The organism is Shewanella sp. (genome assembly GCF_048265805.1).
In the GTDB taxonomy this organism is placed as follows: domain Bacteria; phylum Pseudomonadota; class Gammaproteobacteria; order Enterobacterales; family Shewanellaceae; genus Shewanella.
This window is the reverse complement of sequence record NZ_JBLXAT010000038.1, coordinates 1-12,653: the sequence shown is the minus strand read 5'-3', so window position 1 is coordinate 12,653 and position 12,653 is coordinate 1. Positions and strand designations below refer to the sequence as shown.

26 protein-coding genes and 1 pseudogene are annotated in these 12,653 nt (G+C 47.8%); all 27 read right to left on the bottom strand.

From position 1 onward, the window contains the following. Positions 1 to 18: 18 nt before the first annotated feature. Positions 19 to 639, bottom strand: a complete 621-nt coding sequence (gene rpsD, locus ACN0TT_RS18575) for a 30S ribosomal protein S4 (protein WP_417763624.1) — start codon at positions 637 to 639, stop codon at positions 19 to 21. Positions 640 to 673: 34 nt separating this feature from the next. Continuing rightward, complete coding sequence (rpsK, locus tag ACN0TT_RS18570) at positions 674 to 1,066, bottom strand: 30S ribosomal protein S11 (protein ID WP_025011978.1); 393 nt, start codon at positions 1,064 to 1,066, stop codon at positions 674 to 676. A gap of 14 nt (positions 1,067 to 1,080) precedes the next feature. Further along, positions 1,081 to 1,437 (bottom strand): 30S ribosomal protein S13, encoded by a 357-nt coding sequence (gene rpsM, locus ACN0TT_RS18565; protein ID WP_238897327.1) that lies wholly within the window; start codon positions 1,435 to 1,437, stop codon positions 1,081 to 1,083. 115 nt (positions 1,438 to 1,552) lie between these two features. Continuing rightward, on the bottom strand, positions 1,553 to 1,666 hold the full coding sequence (gene rpmJ / locus ACN0TT_RS18560) for a 50S ribosomal protein L36 (protein WP_081933521.1): 114 nt from the start codon (positions 1,664 to 1,666) through the stop codon (positions 1,553 to 1,555). A gap of 23 nt (positions 1,667 to 1,689) precedes the next feature. Continuing rightward, positions 1,690 to 3,030, bottom strand: a complete 1,341-nt coding sequence (secY, locus tag ACN0TT_RS18555) for a preprotein translocase subunit SecY (RefSeq protein ID WP_417763623.1) — start codon at positions 3,028 to 3,030, stop codon at positions 1,690 to 1,692. A gap of 7 nt (positions 3,031 to 3,037) precedes the next feature. Beyond that, positions 3,038 to 3,472 carry a 50S ribosomal protein L15 gene (rplO, locus tag ACN0TT_RS18550; protein WP_238897329.1) on the bottom strand — a complete coding sequence of 145 codons (435 nt, stop codon included), beginning with the start codon at positions 3,470 to 3,472 and terminating at the stop codon, positions 3,038 to 3,040. 3 nt (positions 3,473 to 3,475) lie between these two features. After that, on the bottom strand, positions 3,476 to 3,658 hold the full coding sequence (gene rpmD, locus ACN0TT_RS18545) for a 50S ribosomal protein L30 (protein WP_007644440.1): 183 nt from the start codon (positions 3,656 to 3,658) through the stop codon (positions 3,476 to 3,478). A 6-nt stretch (positions 3,659 to 3,664) separates the two neighbouring features. Next, the gene (rpsE, locus tag ACN0TT_RS18540) at positions 3,665 to 4,168 is read right to left on the bottom strand and encodes a 30S ribosomal protein S5 (RefSeq protein ID WP_037445268.1); all 504 of its coding nucleotides are present in this window, start codon (positions 4,166 to 4,168) and stop codon (positions 3,665 to 3,667) included. A 12-nt stretch (positions 4,169 to 4,180) separates the two neighbouring features. Then, on the bottom strand, positions 4,181 to 4,531 hold the full coding sequence (gene rplR, locus ACN0TT_RS18535) for a 50S ribosomal protein L18 (protein WP_417763622.1): 351 nt from the start codon (positions 4,529 to 4,531) through the stop codon (positions 4,181 to 4,183). Between the two features lie 11 nt (positions 4,532 to 4,542). Beyond that, entirely contained in the window at positions 4,543 to 5,076 is a 534-nt protein-coding gene (gene rplF, locus ACN0TT_RS18530; protein ID WP_417763621.1) for a 50S ribosomal protein L6, read from the bottom strand. Between the two features lie 10 nt (positions 5,077 to 5,086). Beyond that, the gene (gene rpsH, locus ACN0TT_RS18525) at positions 5,087 to 5,482 is read right to left on the bottom strand and encodes a 30S ribosomal protein S8 (RefSeq protein WP_238897332.1); all 396 of its coding nucleotides are present in this window, start codon (positions 5,480 to 5,482) and stop codon (positions 5,087 to 5,089) included. A 24-nt stretch (positions 5,483 to 5,506) separates the two neighbouring features. After that, on the bottom strand, positions 5,507 to 5,812 hold the full coding sequence (gene rpsN, locus ACN0TT_RS18520; RefSeq protein WP_417763620.1) for a 30S ribosomal protein S14: 306 nt from the start codon (positions 5,810 to 5,812) through the stop codon (positions 5,507 to 5,509). Between the two features lie 10 nt (positions 5,813 to 5,822). Further along, positions 5,823 to 6,362: a 50S ribosomal protein L5 gene (rplE, locus tag ACN0TT_RS18515; RefSeq protein WP_417763619.1), complete on the bottom strand. Its 540-nt coding sequence runs from the start codon at positions 6,360 to 6,362 to the stop codon at positions 5,823 to 5,825. 12 nt (positions 6,363 to 6,374) lie between these two features. Further along, on the bottom strand, positions 6,375 to 6,689 hold the full coding sequence (rplX, locus tag ACN0TT_RS18510) for a 50S ribosomal protein L24 (protein WP_417763618.1): 315 nt from the start codon (positions 6,687 to 6,689) through the stop codon (positions 6,375 to 6,377). Positions 6,690 to 6,700: 11 nt separating this feature from the next. Then, positions 6,701 to 7,069 carry a 50S ribosomal protein L14 gene (gene rplN, locus ACN0TT_RS18505; RefSeq protein WP_011494644.1) on the bottom strand — a complete coding sequence of 123 codons (369 nt, stop codon included), beginning with the start codon at positions 7,067 to 7,069 and terminating at the stop codon, positions 6,701 to 6,703. Between the two features lie 179 nt (positions 7,070 to 7,248). Next, complete coding sequence (gene rpsQ, locus ACN0TT_RS18500) at positions 7,249 to 7,497, bottom strand: 30S ribosomal protein S17 (protein ID WP_238897336.1); 249 nt, start codon at positions 7,495 to 7,497, stop codon at positions 7,249 to 7,251. Beyond that, entirely contained in the window at positions 7,497 to 7,688 is a 192-nt protein-coding gene (gene rpmC / locus ACN0TT_RS18495; protein ID WP_011758342.1) for a 50S ribosomal protein L29, read from the bottom strand. Before rpmC ends, rpsQ begins: the two co-directional genes overlap by 1 nt. Then, positions 7,688 to 8,098, bottom strand: coding sequence for a 50S ribosomal protein L16 (gene rplP, locus ACN0TT_RS18490; RefSeq protein WP_417763617.1), 411 nt, complete (start codon positions 8,096 to 8,098; stop codon positions 7,688 to 7,690). The genes rpmC and rplP overlap by 1 nt, the downstream gene beginning before the upstream one ends. A gap of 11 nt (positions 8,099 to 8,109) precedes the next feature. Beyond that, positions 8,110 to 8,802 carry a 30S ribosomal protein S3 gene (gene rpsC, locus ACN0TT_RS18485; protein WP_417763616.1) on the bottom strand — a complete coding sequence of 231 codons (693 nt, stop codon included), beginning with the start codon at positions 8,800 to 8,802 and terminating at the stop codon, positions 8,110 to 8,112. A gap of 9 nt (positions 8,803 to 8,811) precedes the next feature. Then, a complete protein-coding gene (rplV, locus tag ACN0TT_RS18480; protein ID WP_037445303.1) occupies positions 8,812 to 9,144 on the bottom strand; it encodes a 50S ribosomal protein L22 in 333 nt (110 codons plus the stop codon). Between the two features lie 15 nt (positions 9,145 to 9,159). Next, positions 9,160 to 9,438 carry a 30S ribosomal protein S19 gene (gene rpsS, locus ACN0TT_RS18475; protein WP_011758338.1) on the bottom strand — a complete coding sequence of 93 codons (279 nt, stop codon included), beginning with the start codon at positions 9,436 to 9,438 and terminating at the stop codon, positions 9,160 to 9,162. A 14-nt stretch (positions 9,439 to 9,452) separates the two neighbouring features. After that, entirely contained in the window at positions 9,453 to 10,277 is an 825-nt protein-coding gene (gene rplB, locus ACN0TT_RS18470) for a 50S ribosomal protein L2 (RefSeq protein ID WP_417763615.1), read from the bottom strand. A 16-nt stretch (positions 10,278 to 10,293) separates the two neighbouring features. Then, positions 10,294 to 10,596 (bottom strand): 50S ribosomal protein L23, encoded by a 303-nt coding sequence (rplW, locus tag ACN0TT_RS18465; protein ID WP_417763614.1) that lies wholly within the window; start codon positions 10,594 to 10,596, stop codon positions 10,294 to 10,296. After that, complete coding sequence (gene rplD / locus ACN0TT_RS18460) at positions 10,593 to 11,198, bottom strand: 50S ribosomal protein L4 (protein WP_417763613.1); 606 nt, start codon at positions 11,196 to 11,198, stop codon at positions 10,593 to 10,595. The genes rplW and rplD overlap by 4 nt, the downstream gene beginning before the upstream one ends. Positions 11,199 to 11,215: 17 nt before the next feature. Then, entirely contained in the window at positions 11,216 to 11,854 is a 639-nt protein-coding gene (gene rplC / locus ACN0TT_RS18455) for a 50S ribosomal protein L3 (protein ID WP_037445313.1), read from the bottom strand. Between the two features lie 26 nt (positions 11,855 to 11,880). Continuing rightward, positions 11,881 to 12,192: a 30S ribosomal protein S10 gene (gene rpsJ / locus ACN0TT_RS18450; protein ID WP_011494635.1), complete on the bottom strand. Its 312-nt coding sequence runs from the start codon at positions 12,190 to 12,192 to the stop codon at positions 11,881 to 11,883. A 338-nt stretch (positions 12,193 to 12,530) separates the two neighbouring features. Next, positions 12,531 to 12,653, bottom strand: a pseudogene (tuf, locus tag ACN0TT_RS18445) (elongation factor Tu); the annotation flags it as partial.

The window sequence follows — 12,653 nt, the reverse complement described above, 5'->3', positions numbered from 1 at the left end:
CTCTCTTGTTAGTTAGCCTTACTTAGAGTAAAGCTCGACGATCAGCTGTTCGTTAATTTCCGCAGACAAATCGCTACGTTCTGGCAGGCGCTTGAATTGGCCTTCCATTTTAGCGGCGTCAACTTCAACCCAAGTAGGCTTTTCGCGCTGACCAGCCACTTCCAGTGCAGCTTTAATACGAGCTTGCTTCTGTGACTTTTCACGAATGCTTACAACATCATTCGCAGAAATTGCAAATGAAGGGATATTAACAACACGACCGTTCACCATAATTGACTTATGGCTAACCAGCTGACGTGCTTCGGCACGAGTTGCACCAAAACCCATACGATAAACTACGTTATCCAGACGGGTTTCCAAAAGTTGCAACAGGTTTTCACCAGTGTTGCCTTTCAGACGTGCAGCCTCTTTGTAGTAGTTACGGAATTGTTTTTCCAACACACCGTAAATACGACGAACTTTTTGTTTCTCACGCAGCTGCAAACCATAATCAGACAGGCGTGGCTTACGAGCGCCATGCTGTCCAGGTGCTGTTTCCAGCTTACACTTCGAATCGATTGCTCTCACACCGCTTTTCAGGAAAAGGTCTGTACCTTCCCGACGGCTGAGCTTGAGCTTGGGACCCAAGTATCTTGCCATGATCTTTCTCCAACTTTCCTATGAAATCGCCAGACTATACGCGGCGCTTTTTAGGAGGACGACAACCGTTATGAGGGATAGGCGTCACATCGGTAATGTTGGTAATTTTATAACCAACAGCGTTCAGCGCACGAATGGCTGATTCACGACCTGGACCTGGACCCTTCACGAAAACTTCGAGGTTTTTAACACCATAATCCTGAGCAGCAGTACCTGCGCGCTCAGCAGCAACCTGGGCTGCGAATGGAGTAGATTTACGTGAACCACGGAAACCTGAACCACCTGCTGTTGCCCAAGACAAGGCGTTACCCTGACGATCAGTGATAGTAACGATTGTATTGTTGAAAGAAGCATGGATATGGGCCATGCCATCCGCAACCTGTTTACGTACGCGCTTACGCGGAGAACGTGACGGAACTTTAGCCATTGTCTACCTTCCCGTTACTTCTTAATTGGTTTACGTGGACCTTTGCGAGTACGCGCATTGGTCTTAGTACGTTGCCCACGGAGGGGCAGGCTACGACGATGACGAAGACCACGATAACAACCAAGGTCCATCAGACGCTTGATGTTCATAGAAACTTCGCGGCGCAAGTCACCTTCTACGGTGTATTTGGCAACTTCTTCGCGTAGGGTATCGATTTGAGCGTCGCTCAATTCTCTGATCTTTGCATCTTCAGCAATAGAAGTCGCAGCGCAAATTGCTTTAGCGCGAGTACGACCAATGCCATAGATTGCAGTCAAAGCGATGACTGCGTGCTTCTGATCAGGAATGTTAATGCCAGCGATACGGGCCACTATGCACTCCTTAAGTTAAAGGCCATCTGTGAAAAGCCCGATAGGATACTCAACAGATGACGGGTTTGCAAATATATTTTAAGTGGCCAGTTCAAATTGAACTGGCCGAGTCTTTTTAGCCTTGACGCTGCTTGTGTTTAGGTTCAACACAAATCACGCGTACAACGCCAGCACGCTTGACGATCTTGCAGTTACGGCAGATCTTCTTCACGGAAGCTCGAACTTTCATTTCATCACTCCGTAAGCTAATGCTTAGCGGCCAAAGCGATCAAGATTCGCTTTACCAACTAGATTAGCTTTCTTCATCACAGACTCATATTGATGTGACATCAAATGGGTCTGAACCTGAGCCATGAAGTCCATGATCACTACCACCATAATGAGAAGTGAAGTACCACCGAAGTAGAACTGCACTTTCCAGGCGATTAACATGAACTCCGGAATTAAGCAGATAAAAGTAATGTACAAGGCACCTGCCAATGTCAGGCGAGTCATCACTTTATCAATGTAACGCGAAGTTTGTTCGCCGGGACGTATCCCTGGAATGAACGCACCGCTCTTCTTCAAGTTATCTGCTGTCTCACGAGGGTTGAAAACCAACGCGGTATAGAAGAAACAGAAAAAGATAATTGCTGCAGCATAAAGCAAAGAATACAGAGGTTGACCTGGCGATACAGCAACTGAAAAGTCACTCAGCCAAGACAATGCCGGATTCTGACCGAACCACTGAGCCAATGTCCCAGGGAACAGAATAATACTAGATGCAAAAATAGGTGGAATAACACCCGCCATATTCACTTTTAACGGTAAGTGAGTAGATTGCGCTGCAAATACCTTACGGCCTTGCTGACGTTTGGCGTAGTTAACGACAATACGACGTTGACCACGTTCTACAAACACAACGAAATAAGTAACGGCGAATACGATTACACCGATCAACAACAACACTAATACGTTCAAGTTGCCTTGACGCGCTTGCTCTGCAGTGTGTCCAATCGCTTGCGGAAGCCCTGCAACAATACCGGCGAAAATCAGAATAGAGATACCGTTACCGATACCCCGCTCAGTGATTTGCTCACCGAGCCACATCAAGAACATAGTTCCTGTGACCAAACTGATTACCGCTACGACATAAAATCCAATACCTGGATTTACTACCAAACCTGGGATCAGGGATGGCAGGCCGGTTGCGATACCGATAGATTGTACAGTTGCCAGCACCAAGGTGCCCCAACGCGTATATTGACTAATTTTTTTACGTCCTGACTCGCCTTCCTTTTTCAATTCAGCAAGCGAAGGATGTACTACAGTCAACAACTGCATAATGATAGATGCCGAAATATACGGCATGATACCCAATGCAAAAATTGAGGCACGCGAAAGGGCACCACCCGAGAACATGTTAAACATGCCAAGGATGGTACCTTTTTGCTGAGCGAACATCTGAGCTAATACAGCAGCGTCAATACCAGGAATTGGCACAAAGGAACCGGCACGGAACACAATAATTGCACCAATCACGAACAACAAGCGAGCTTTCAATTCAGAAAGTCCACCTTTCGCGCTTTTTAAATCAAGTCCTGGTTTTGCCATCGACGTATTATTCCTCGATCTTTCCGCCGGCAGCTTCAATAGCTGCACGTGCACCTTTGGTTACCTTCAAACCGCGAACGGTTACTGGGCGCTCAATGGTACCTGAAAGAACGATTTTCGCAAACTGGATGTTGCGAGTAATGAGATTCGCATCTTTCAGTGCGTTCAAGTCGACAACATCACCGTTAACTTTTGCCAGTTCGCCAATGCGAACTTCAGCAGTTACCATCGCGATACGCGAGGTGAAACCAAACTTAGGCAAACGAATTTTCAGTGGCATTTGGCCGCCCTCGAAGCCTACGCGAACACCGCCGCCGCTACGAGATTTCTGACCTTTGTGACCACGGCCTGCGGTTTTACCCAAGCCGGAACCAATACCACGGCCTACACGCTTGCCAGCTGGTTTAGAACCTGCTGCTGGAGATAAAGTATTCAGACGCATTGATTAGTCCTCCACCTTTACCATGTAGTAGACCTTATTGATCATACCGCGAACAGAAGGAGTATCTTCCAGTTCAACTGTGTGACCAATACGACGCAGACCTAAGCCAGTTAAAGTGGCGCGGTGCTTCGGCAAACGACCGATTGCACTTTTAGTCTGTGTAACTTTTACTGTTTTAGTAGCCATGGTGCATTACCCCCGAATTTCGTCAACATTCAGGCCACGCTTAGCTGCGATTTGCGCTGGTGATTTCATATGAACCAGAGCGTCAACAGTTGCACGTACGATGTTGATCGGGTTAGTAGAACCGTATGCTTTTGACAGAACGTTATGAACGCCTGCTACTTCCAATACGGCACGCATTGCGCCACCGGCAATAATACCGGTACCTTCAGATGCTGGCTGCATATATACGCGAGAACCTGAGTGGCGACCCTTAACAGGGTGATGCAATGTACCTTCGTTCAGCTGAACAGTTACCATGCTGCGACGTGCTTTTTCCATAGCTTTTTGAATAGCGGCTGGAACTTCACGTGCTTTACCGTAGCCGTAGCCAATCTTACCGTTACCATCACCAACTACTGTCAGAGCGGTAAAGCTGAAGATGCGACCACCTTTAACTACTTTAGATACACGGTTAACTGCAATCAGCTTCTCTTGCAGATCATCTTTCTGCTGAGTTTCTACTTTAGCCATTGTATAAACCCCTTAGAACTGCAGACCAGCTTCACGTGCAGCAGCTGCTAATGCAGCCACACGACCGTGATACTTGAAACCAGAACGATCGAATGCCACTACAGTGACACCTTTTTCGATCGCGCGCTCAGCAATAGCTTTACCTACTGCTTTAGCCGCATCGACGTTGCCGGTATATTTCAGCGCACTTTTTACCGCACTTTCTACGGTAGAAGCAGCTGCGACAACCTGAGCTTCAGGGTTGATCACCTGAGCGTAAATGTGACGCGGTGTACGATGTACAACCAGACGATTAACGCCCAGCTCTTGGATCTTCTTGCGGGTGCGAGTTGCACGGCGCAAGCGAGAAGTTTTCTTATCCATATCGCGTTACCTTACTTCTTCTTAGCCTCTTTACGGCGTACATTTTCGTCTTCATAGCGAACACCTTTACCCTTATAAGGCTCTGGTGGACGATAGCCACGAATGTTTGCCGCAACCTGACCAACTAATTCTTTATCGATACTTTTCAGTACGATGTCAGTTTGGCTTGGGCATTCAGCTGTAACGCCTGCTGGTAACTTGTGTACCAGAGGATGAGAGAAACCGAGGGTCAAATCCAGGTCGCTACCAGCAACCTTGGCACGATAACCCACACCTACAAGTTTCAATTTCTTTTCGAAACCTTGAGAAACACCAACAACCATGTTGTTGACCAAAGCGCGAGCAGTACCTGCTTGAGCCCAAGCGTTAACAACGCCTTCTACTGGACCGAAAGTGATCTGAGCACCTTCTACAGCTACTTTAACTGCGCCGTTGATTTCTCGAGTCAGACTGCCTTTAGCACCTTTAACGGTGATAGTCTGATCTTTCAAGGTAACCTCTACGCCAGCAGGAATAGAGACTGGTGCTTTTGCTACACGAGACATTCCTAGCTCCTTACGCTACGTAGCAGATAACCTCACCACCCATGCCTGCAAGGCGGGCGGCACGATCAGTCATCAGGCCTTTAGATGTGGACACAATTGCGACACCCAGTCCGCCCATCACTTTTGGCAATTCGTCTTTACCTTTGTAAATACGAAGACCAGGACGGCTTACGCGCTGGATAGTCTCAACAACAGGGTTGCCCTGGAAATACTTCAGAGTGATTTCCAGTTCTGGCTTAGAGCCTTCGTCTGCTACGGCGTAGTCAGTGATGTAACCTTCTTCCTTCAGAACTTTTGCAATTGCAACTTTCAGTTTGGCAGACGGCATCTTCACAGATACTTTGGCAGCAGCTTGGCCGTTACGGATACGTGTCAGCATATCCGCAATAGGATCTTGCATGCTCATATTAGCTTACTCCGTGACTAGGGCTTACCAGCTGGCCTTACGCAGACCAGGAACTTCACCACGCATGGTCGCTTCGCGCAGCTTGATACGGCTCAGGCCGAACTTGCGCAGGAAACCATGTGGGCGACCAGTTTGATTACAACGGTTGCGTTGACGCGCAGCGCTGGAATCACGTGGAAGCGCTTGAAGCTTCAAAACAGCATCCCAACGTTCTTCGTCAGAAGTCGCAGGAGCAGCGATGAGAGCTTTCAGAGCTGCACGCTTTTCAGCGTACTGAGCCACGAGTTTTGCACGCTTTGCTTCACGTGCTTTCATTGATTGTTTTGCCATTACGCTACCCTTATTTCTTGAATGGGAAGTTAAAAGCGTCCAACAGAGCACGACCTTCTTCATCAGATTTCGCAGTAGTAGTGATAACAATATCCATACCACGAATTTTATCGATTTTATCGTAATCGATTTCTGGGAAGATGATTTGCTCGCGTACGCCCATAGCGTAGTTGCCGCGACCATCAAAAGACTTAGCGCTTACGCCGCGGAAATCGCGGATACGTGGGATAGCGATATCAATCAAACGCTCTAAGAATTCCCACATACGTTCGCCACGCAGGGTCACTTTACAACCAATAGGGTAGCCTTCACGGATTTTGAAGCCTGCAACTGATTTACGCGCTACAGTTACAACAGGCTTTTGGCCAGCGATAGCAGTCATGTCACGGACAGCACTTTCCATGACTTTTTTGTCTGCTACGGCTTCGCCAACACCCATATTCAGGGTGATTTTATCAATCCGAGGGACTTGCATGACACTGGTATAACCGAACTTTTTAGATAGTTCAGCAATCACAGTCTCTTTGTATTTATCATGCAGTTTCGCCATCGTTTACTCCGATTACTTAACGAGTTCACTGTTCGACTTGAAGAAACGAACTTTTTTGCCGTCTTCAACTCGGAAACCAACACGATCAGCCTTGCCAGAAGCAGGGTTGAAGATCGCTACATTTGATGCTTGGATAGGTGCTTCTTTGTCAATGATGCCACCAGTAATACCTAACTGTGGGTTAGGTTTTTGGTGTTTCTTAACAAGGTTTACACCTGCAACGATCAACTGGCCAGTAGATAAAACATCGGTAACCTTACCGCGCTTACCTTTATCTTTACCAGTCAATACGATTACTTCGTCATCACGACGGATTTTTGCTGCCATTTTGAAGCTCCTTACAGTACTTCTGGTGCCAGCGACACAATTTTCATGAATTGCTCAGTACGCAGTTCACGTGTCACAGGTCCAAAGATACGAGTACCAATCGGTGCAAGGTTTGCGTTAAGCAATACCGCTGCATTCCGATCGAAGCGAATGACAGAACCGTCTGGACGACGTACGCCTTTCTTAGTACGGACTACCACCGCGTTATACACATCACCTTTCTTCGCTTTAGCGCGAGGGATCGCTTCTTTAACAGAAACTTTGATGATGTCGCCGATACCGGCATAACGACGATGAGAGCCACCCAAGACCTTAATACACTGAACTCTGCGAGCGCCGCTGTTACATGCGACATCGAGAGTCGATTGCATTTGGATCATTTTAAGTGCTCCGCTATCGTTACTTCACATACCCCACCATGGGGCCTTTACGTCATCATTTTTGAGCCGAAATTGGTCAAAAATGGCGCGCAAGTATAACACCATTGATTGGGGATGCCTAGTGCTAAAAATATAAACGGCTCCACAAAGGAGCCGTTTATTACCTTACCTAATAAAAATTAGGCTTTGCTCACTACTTCAACCAGAGTCCAAGACTTAGTCTTAGACAGAGGACGACATTGACTGATAGTCACGATATCGCCTTCATTACACTGGTTTTGTTCGTCATGTGCATGGATCTTAGTAGTACGTTTTACGTACTTACCGTAGATTGGGTGCTTAACTTGACGCTCAACTGCAACAGTGATGGACTTGTCCATTTTGTTGCTGGTCACTTTACCCTGCAAAGTACGGATGCTCTCAGACATTATGCACCTGCCTTAGAAGTAATAATGGTCTTAACGCGCGCAATGTTACGGCGCACTTGTTTCAGCTGGTGAGTTTGAGCCAGCTGACCAGTAGCGTGTTGCATACGCAGGTTAAACTGCTCACGCAGCAGACCAAGTAGTTCAGCGTTCAGTTCTTCAACGCTTTTTTCTCTCAGTTCGCTCGCTTTCATTACATCACCGTCTTAGTTACGAAGGTAGTCTTGATAGGCAGTTTAGCAGCAGCCAGTGCGAATGCATCGCGAGCCAGCTGTTCTGGAACACCGTCCATCTCGTACAGTACCTTACCAGGTTGAATCTGGCATACCCAATATTCAACGTTACCTTTACCTTTACCCATACGCACTTCAAGAGGCTTAGAGGTAATAGGTTTGTCAGGGAAAACTCGAATCCAAATTTGTCCTTGACGCTTAACGTGACGTGTCATAGCACGACGTGCAGACTCGATCTGACGCGCAGTCAGACGACCACGACCTACGGCTTTCAGGCCGAAGGAGCCAAAGCTTACGTCAGTACCGTTCGCCAGACCGCGGTTGCGGCCTTTGAACATTTTGCGAAATTTAGTACGTTTTGGTTGCAGCATTACCGGCTCTCCTATTTACCACGAGGTTTGCGCTTAGGTTGCTGCTTCGGCTCTTCCACTGCTGCTGGTACGATACCGTCCAGAACTTCGCCTTTGAAGATCCAAACTTTCACACCGATCACACCGTAAGTAGTGTGACTTTCAGCAGTTGCGTAGTCGATATCAGCACGCAGAGTATGCAAAGGTACACGACCTTCACGATACCACTCCGAACGCGCAATCTCGGCACCGCCCAGACGACCGCTAACTTCAACTTTGATACCCTTAGCGCCAAGACGCATAGCGTTTTGAACCGCACGCTTCATAGCGCGACGGAACATTACACGGCGTTCCAGCTGCTGGGCGATTGAGTCAGCTACAAGTTTAGAGTCAAGCTCTGGCTTGCGGATCTCAGCGATGTTGATTTGCGCAGGAGTACCAGCAATTTTGGCAACTTCGTTTCGCAGAACTTCAACGTCTTCACCTTTCTTACCAATCACAACACCTGGACGGGCAGTGTGAATAGTAACGCGGATGCTTTTCGCAGGGCGTTCGATAACAATCTTGGATACTGATGCGGCTTTCAGTTTCTTTTCCAGATACTGACGCACTTCCCAGTCACTGTGCAAGTTCGCAGCGAACTCACCTTTTTCAGCGTACCAGGTAGAGACCCAAGGCTTAGTGATACCCAGACGGATACCATTAGGATGTACTTTCTGTCCCATTGCTCTCTCCTAGCGATCTGACACAACCACAGTAATGTGGCTGGTGCGCTTCATGATACGATCAGCACGGCCTTTAGCGCGTGGCATGATGCGTTTCATTGTTGGACCTTCATCAACGAACACCTTACCGACTTTCAATTCATCGATATCAGCGCCTTCGTTGTGCTCGGCGTTAGCAATGGCAGAATCCAATACTTTCTTGACCAGTACGGCGGCTTTCTTTGGGCTGAAAGTCAGAATTTCGAGTGCCTTATCAACAGGCAAACCACGAATCTGATCAGCAACCAAGCGAGCCTTTTGAGGCGACGTACGGGCAAAGCGATGTTTAGCTAAAACTTCCATCTTAAACCTCCCGTATTAGCGCTTCTTCGCTTTCTTATCAGCAGCATGGCCGCGATAAGTGCGAGTTGGTGAGAATTCACCAAGTTTGTGGCCGATCATTTCGTCAGTTACGAACACTGGTACGTGCTGACGACCATTATGGACAGCGATGGTCAACCCAATCATTTGTGGGATGATCATTGAGCGGCGAGACCAAGTCTTGATAGGCTTTTTGTCACCCGCTTCCACCGCTTTCTCTACCTTCTTCAGCAAGTGCAGGTCAATAAATGGACCTTTCTTGAGAGAACGTGGCATGGCGAATCCTCTTATTACTTGTTACGACGACGTACGATGTACTTGTCAGTGCGCTTATTACTGCGAGTTTTGTAACCCTTGGTTGGTACACCCCATGGTGTCACTGGGTGACGACCACCAGAAGTACGACCTTCACCACCACCGTGTGGGTGGTCTACTGGGTTCATTGCCACACCACGTACTGTTGGGCGTACGCCCATCCAGCGCTTGGCACCAGCTTTACCCAGCTGACGCAGCATGTGTTCAGCGTTACCTACTTCACCCAGAGTTGCACGGCACTCTACAGGTACTTTGCGCATTTCGCCTGAACGCAGACGAAGTGTTGCATAAGCACCATCACGAGCTACAACTTGTGCATATGCACCAGCAGAACGTGCGATCTGAGCACCTTTACCAGGCTTCATTTCAACCGCATGAACAACAGAACCTACAGGGATGTTGATCAGTGGCAGAGCGTTACCGGTTTTGATGTCAGCTTGAGGGCCAGAAACAACTTTGTCACCAGCTTGCATGCCTTTAGCAGCAAGGATATAGCGACGTTCACCGTCTGCATACAATACCAAAGCGATGTTAGCAGTGCGGTTAGGATCATATTCCAGACGTTCAATTTTGCCTGGGATACCATCTTTATTACGTTTGAAATCAATCAAACGATAGTGTTGTTTGTGACCACCACCAACGTGACGGACAGTGATACGACCGGTGTTATTACGACCACCAGACTTAGATTTTTTCGCCAGCAGGCCAGCAAATGGTTTGCCTTTGTGCAGATCGCTGTTAACGACTTTAACAACGCCGCGACGACCTGGAGAGGTTGGCTTACACTTTACAATTGCCATTTCTTATCTCCTTTGCTTACTCAGCGCCGCCGACGAAATCGATGTCAGCGCCTTCAGCCAGGGTCACATAGGCTTTTTTCCAATCGCTGCGACGACCCTGACGGGCACCGTGACGTTTGGTTTTGCCTTTGGTCACCAAAGTGCGAACACCTTCGACTTCAACTTCAAACAGTTTTTCGACTGCAGCTTTGATTTCAGCTTTAGTTGAATCAAGTGCTACGCGGAAAACCACAGTGTTAGCTTTCTCAGCAACAACAGTACTCTTTTCAGAGATATGTGGCGCCAGAATAACTTTCAGTAAACGTTCTTCGCGAATCATGCCAGCATCTCCTCAATTTGCTTCACAGCGTCAGCAGTGACAAGCACCTTATCAAACGCGATCAGGCTAACTGGGTCGATACCTGCAACATCACGTACATCAACCTTGTACAGGTTGCGTGCTGCCAAGAACAGGTTCTCATCAACTTCTGGAGTCACAATCAAAACGTCGTCCAGTTGCATTTCTTTCAGCTTAGCTTTCAGCTCTTTAGTTTTAGGAGCTTCAACACCGAAATTTTCTACAACGATCAGACGTTCTTGACGTACCAGCTCAGACAGAATGCTCTTCAGAGCACCGCGGTACATCTTCTTGTTAACTTTTTGGCCGTGATCTTGTGGTTTAGCAGCGAATGATACGCCACCGCTACGCCAGATCGGGCTTTTAACGTCACCAGAACGCGCGCGACCGGTGCCTTTTTGACGCCATGGCTTCTTACCAGAGCCATGAACTTCAGCGCGAGTTTTTTGAGCACGAGTGCCCTGACGCGCGTTTGCAGCGAATGCTACAACTACCTGATGAACCAGTGCTTCGTTAAAGTCACGGCCGAAGGTAGTTTCGGAAACTTCAAGAGCGCTCTGCGCGTCTTTCAATACCAATTCCATTACTATCTCCTCAGACCTTATGCTTTAACGGCTGGCTTGATGATCAGGTCGCCGTTGTTAGCACCAGGCACAGCGCCTTTTACCAGCAACAGGTTACGTTCAGCATCTACACGTACAACGTCCAGATTCTGGGTGGTAACGCGTTCTGCGCCCATGTGACCTGACATCTTCTTGCCTTTGAATACGCGACCAGGCGTTTGGTTCTGACCGATAGAACCGTTAGCACGGTGCGCCAGTGAGTTACCGTGAGTCATATCTTGAGTACGGAAGTTCCAGCGCTTAACGCCGCCTTGGAAGCCCTTACCTTTTGATTGACCAGTAACGTCAACTTTTGCAACGTCAGCGAAGATTTCAACTTTCAGTTCAGCACCAACTTCAATGCCTTCGCCTTCACCATCTGCCAAACGCAATTCCCACAAACCGCGGCCGGCTTCAACGCCTGCCTTAGCAAAGTGGCCAGCTTCTGGCTTAGTGACACGATTGGCTTTTTTGGCACCAGTAGTAACTTGAAGTGCACGGTAACCGTCGCTTTCCAGAGTTTTCACCTGGGTTACGCGGTTGGCTTCTACTTCAATTACTGTAACAGGGATAGACGCGCCATCTTCAGTGAAGATGCGGGTCATACCCACTTTACGACCAATAAGACCGATAGCCATCTCTCAAACCTCTCTAAGGATCTCAATTAACCCAAGCTAATCTGTACATCAACACCAGCTGCTAGATCCAGACGCATCAACGCGTCTACGGTCTTTTCAGTTGGCTCTACGATGTCAACCAGACGCTTGTGAGTACGGATTTCGTACTGGTCACGAGCATCTTTATTAACGTGCGGAGAGATCAAAACGGTGAAACGCTCTTTGCGCGTTGGCAGTGGAATAGGACCACGTACCTGGGCACCAGTACGTTTAGCAGTTTCAACGATTTCCGCAGTAGACTGATCGATCAAACGATGATCAAAGCCTTTCAAGCGGATACGGATTCTTTGGTTCTGCATTGACCAGAGCTCCTAAAATGGACACATAAAAAACCACCCTCTAGTCGTTTCCTTTTCCGGAAAGACAGAGCGAAGTGATTTACCGTTTGACTCCCAATCGGAGTCATTTTAATTAATCCTACAGAATTGATTACCCGTAGAACTTACGCCTAGGCATCTAGGCGGACGGCTATTATACCCATCCAGCTTTCGATTACAAGCTTATTGGCGTTTTTGTCAGCATTTTACTGAAAATTGGCGGCAATATAATAGATTCAACGCCGAATGTTAGCCACGTCGGTAATCTTAGACAATAAAAAAGGAAGCCGAAGCTTCCTTTTTCTCATCACTTAATTCTATTACGCAATGATTTTTGCTACCACGCCGGCGCCTACTGTGCGGCCACCTTCACGGATTGCAAAACGCAGACCTTCGTCCATCGCGATTGGGCAGATCAGTGTCACTACCATCTTGATGTTGTC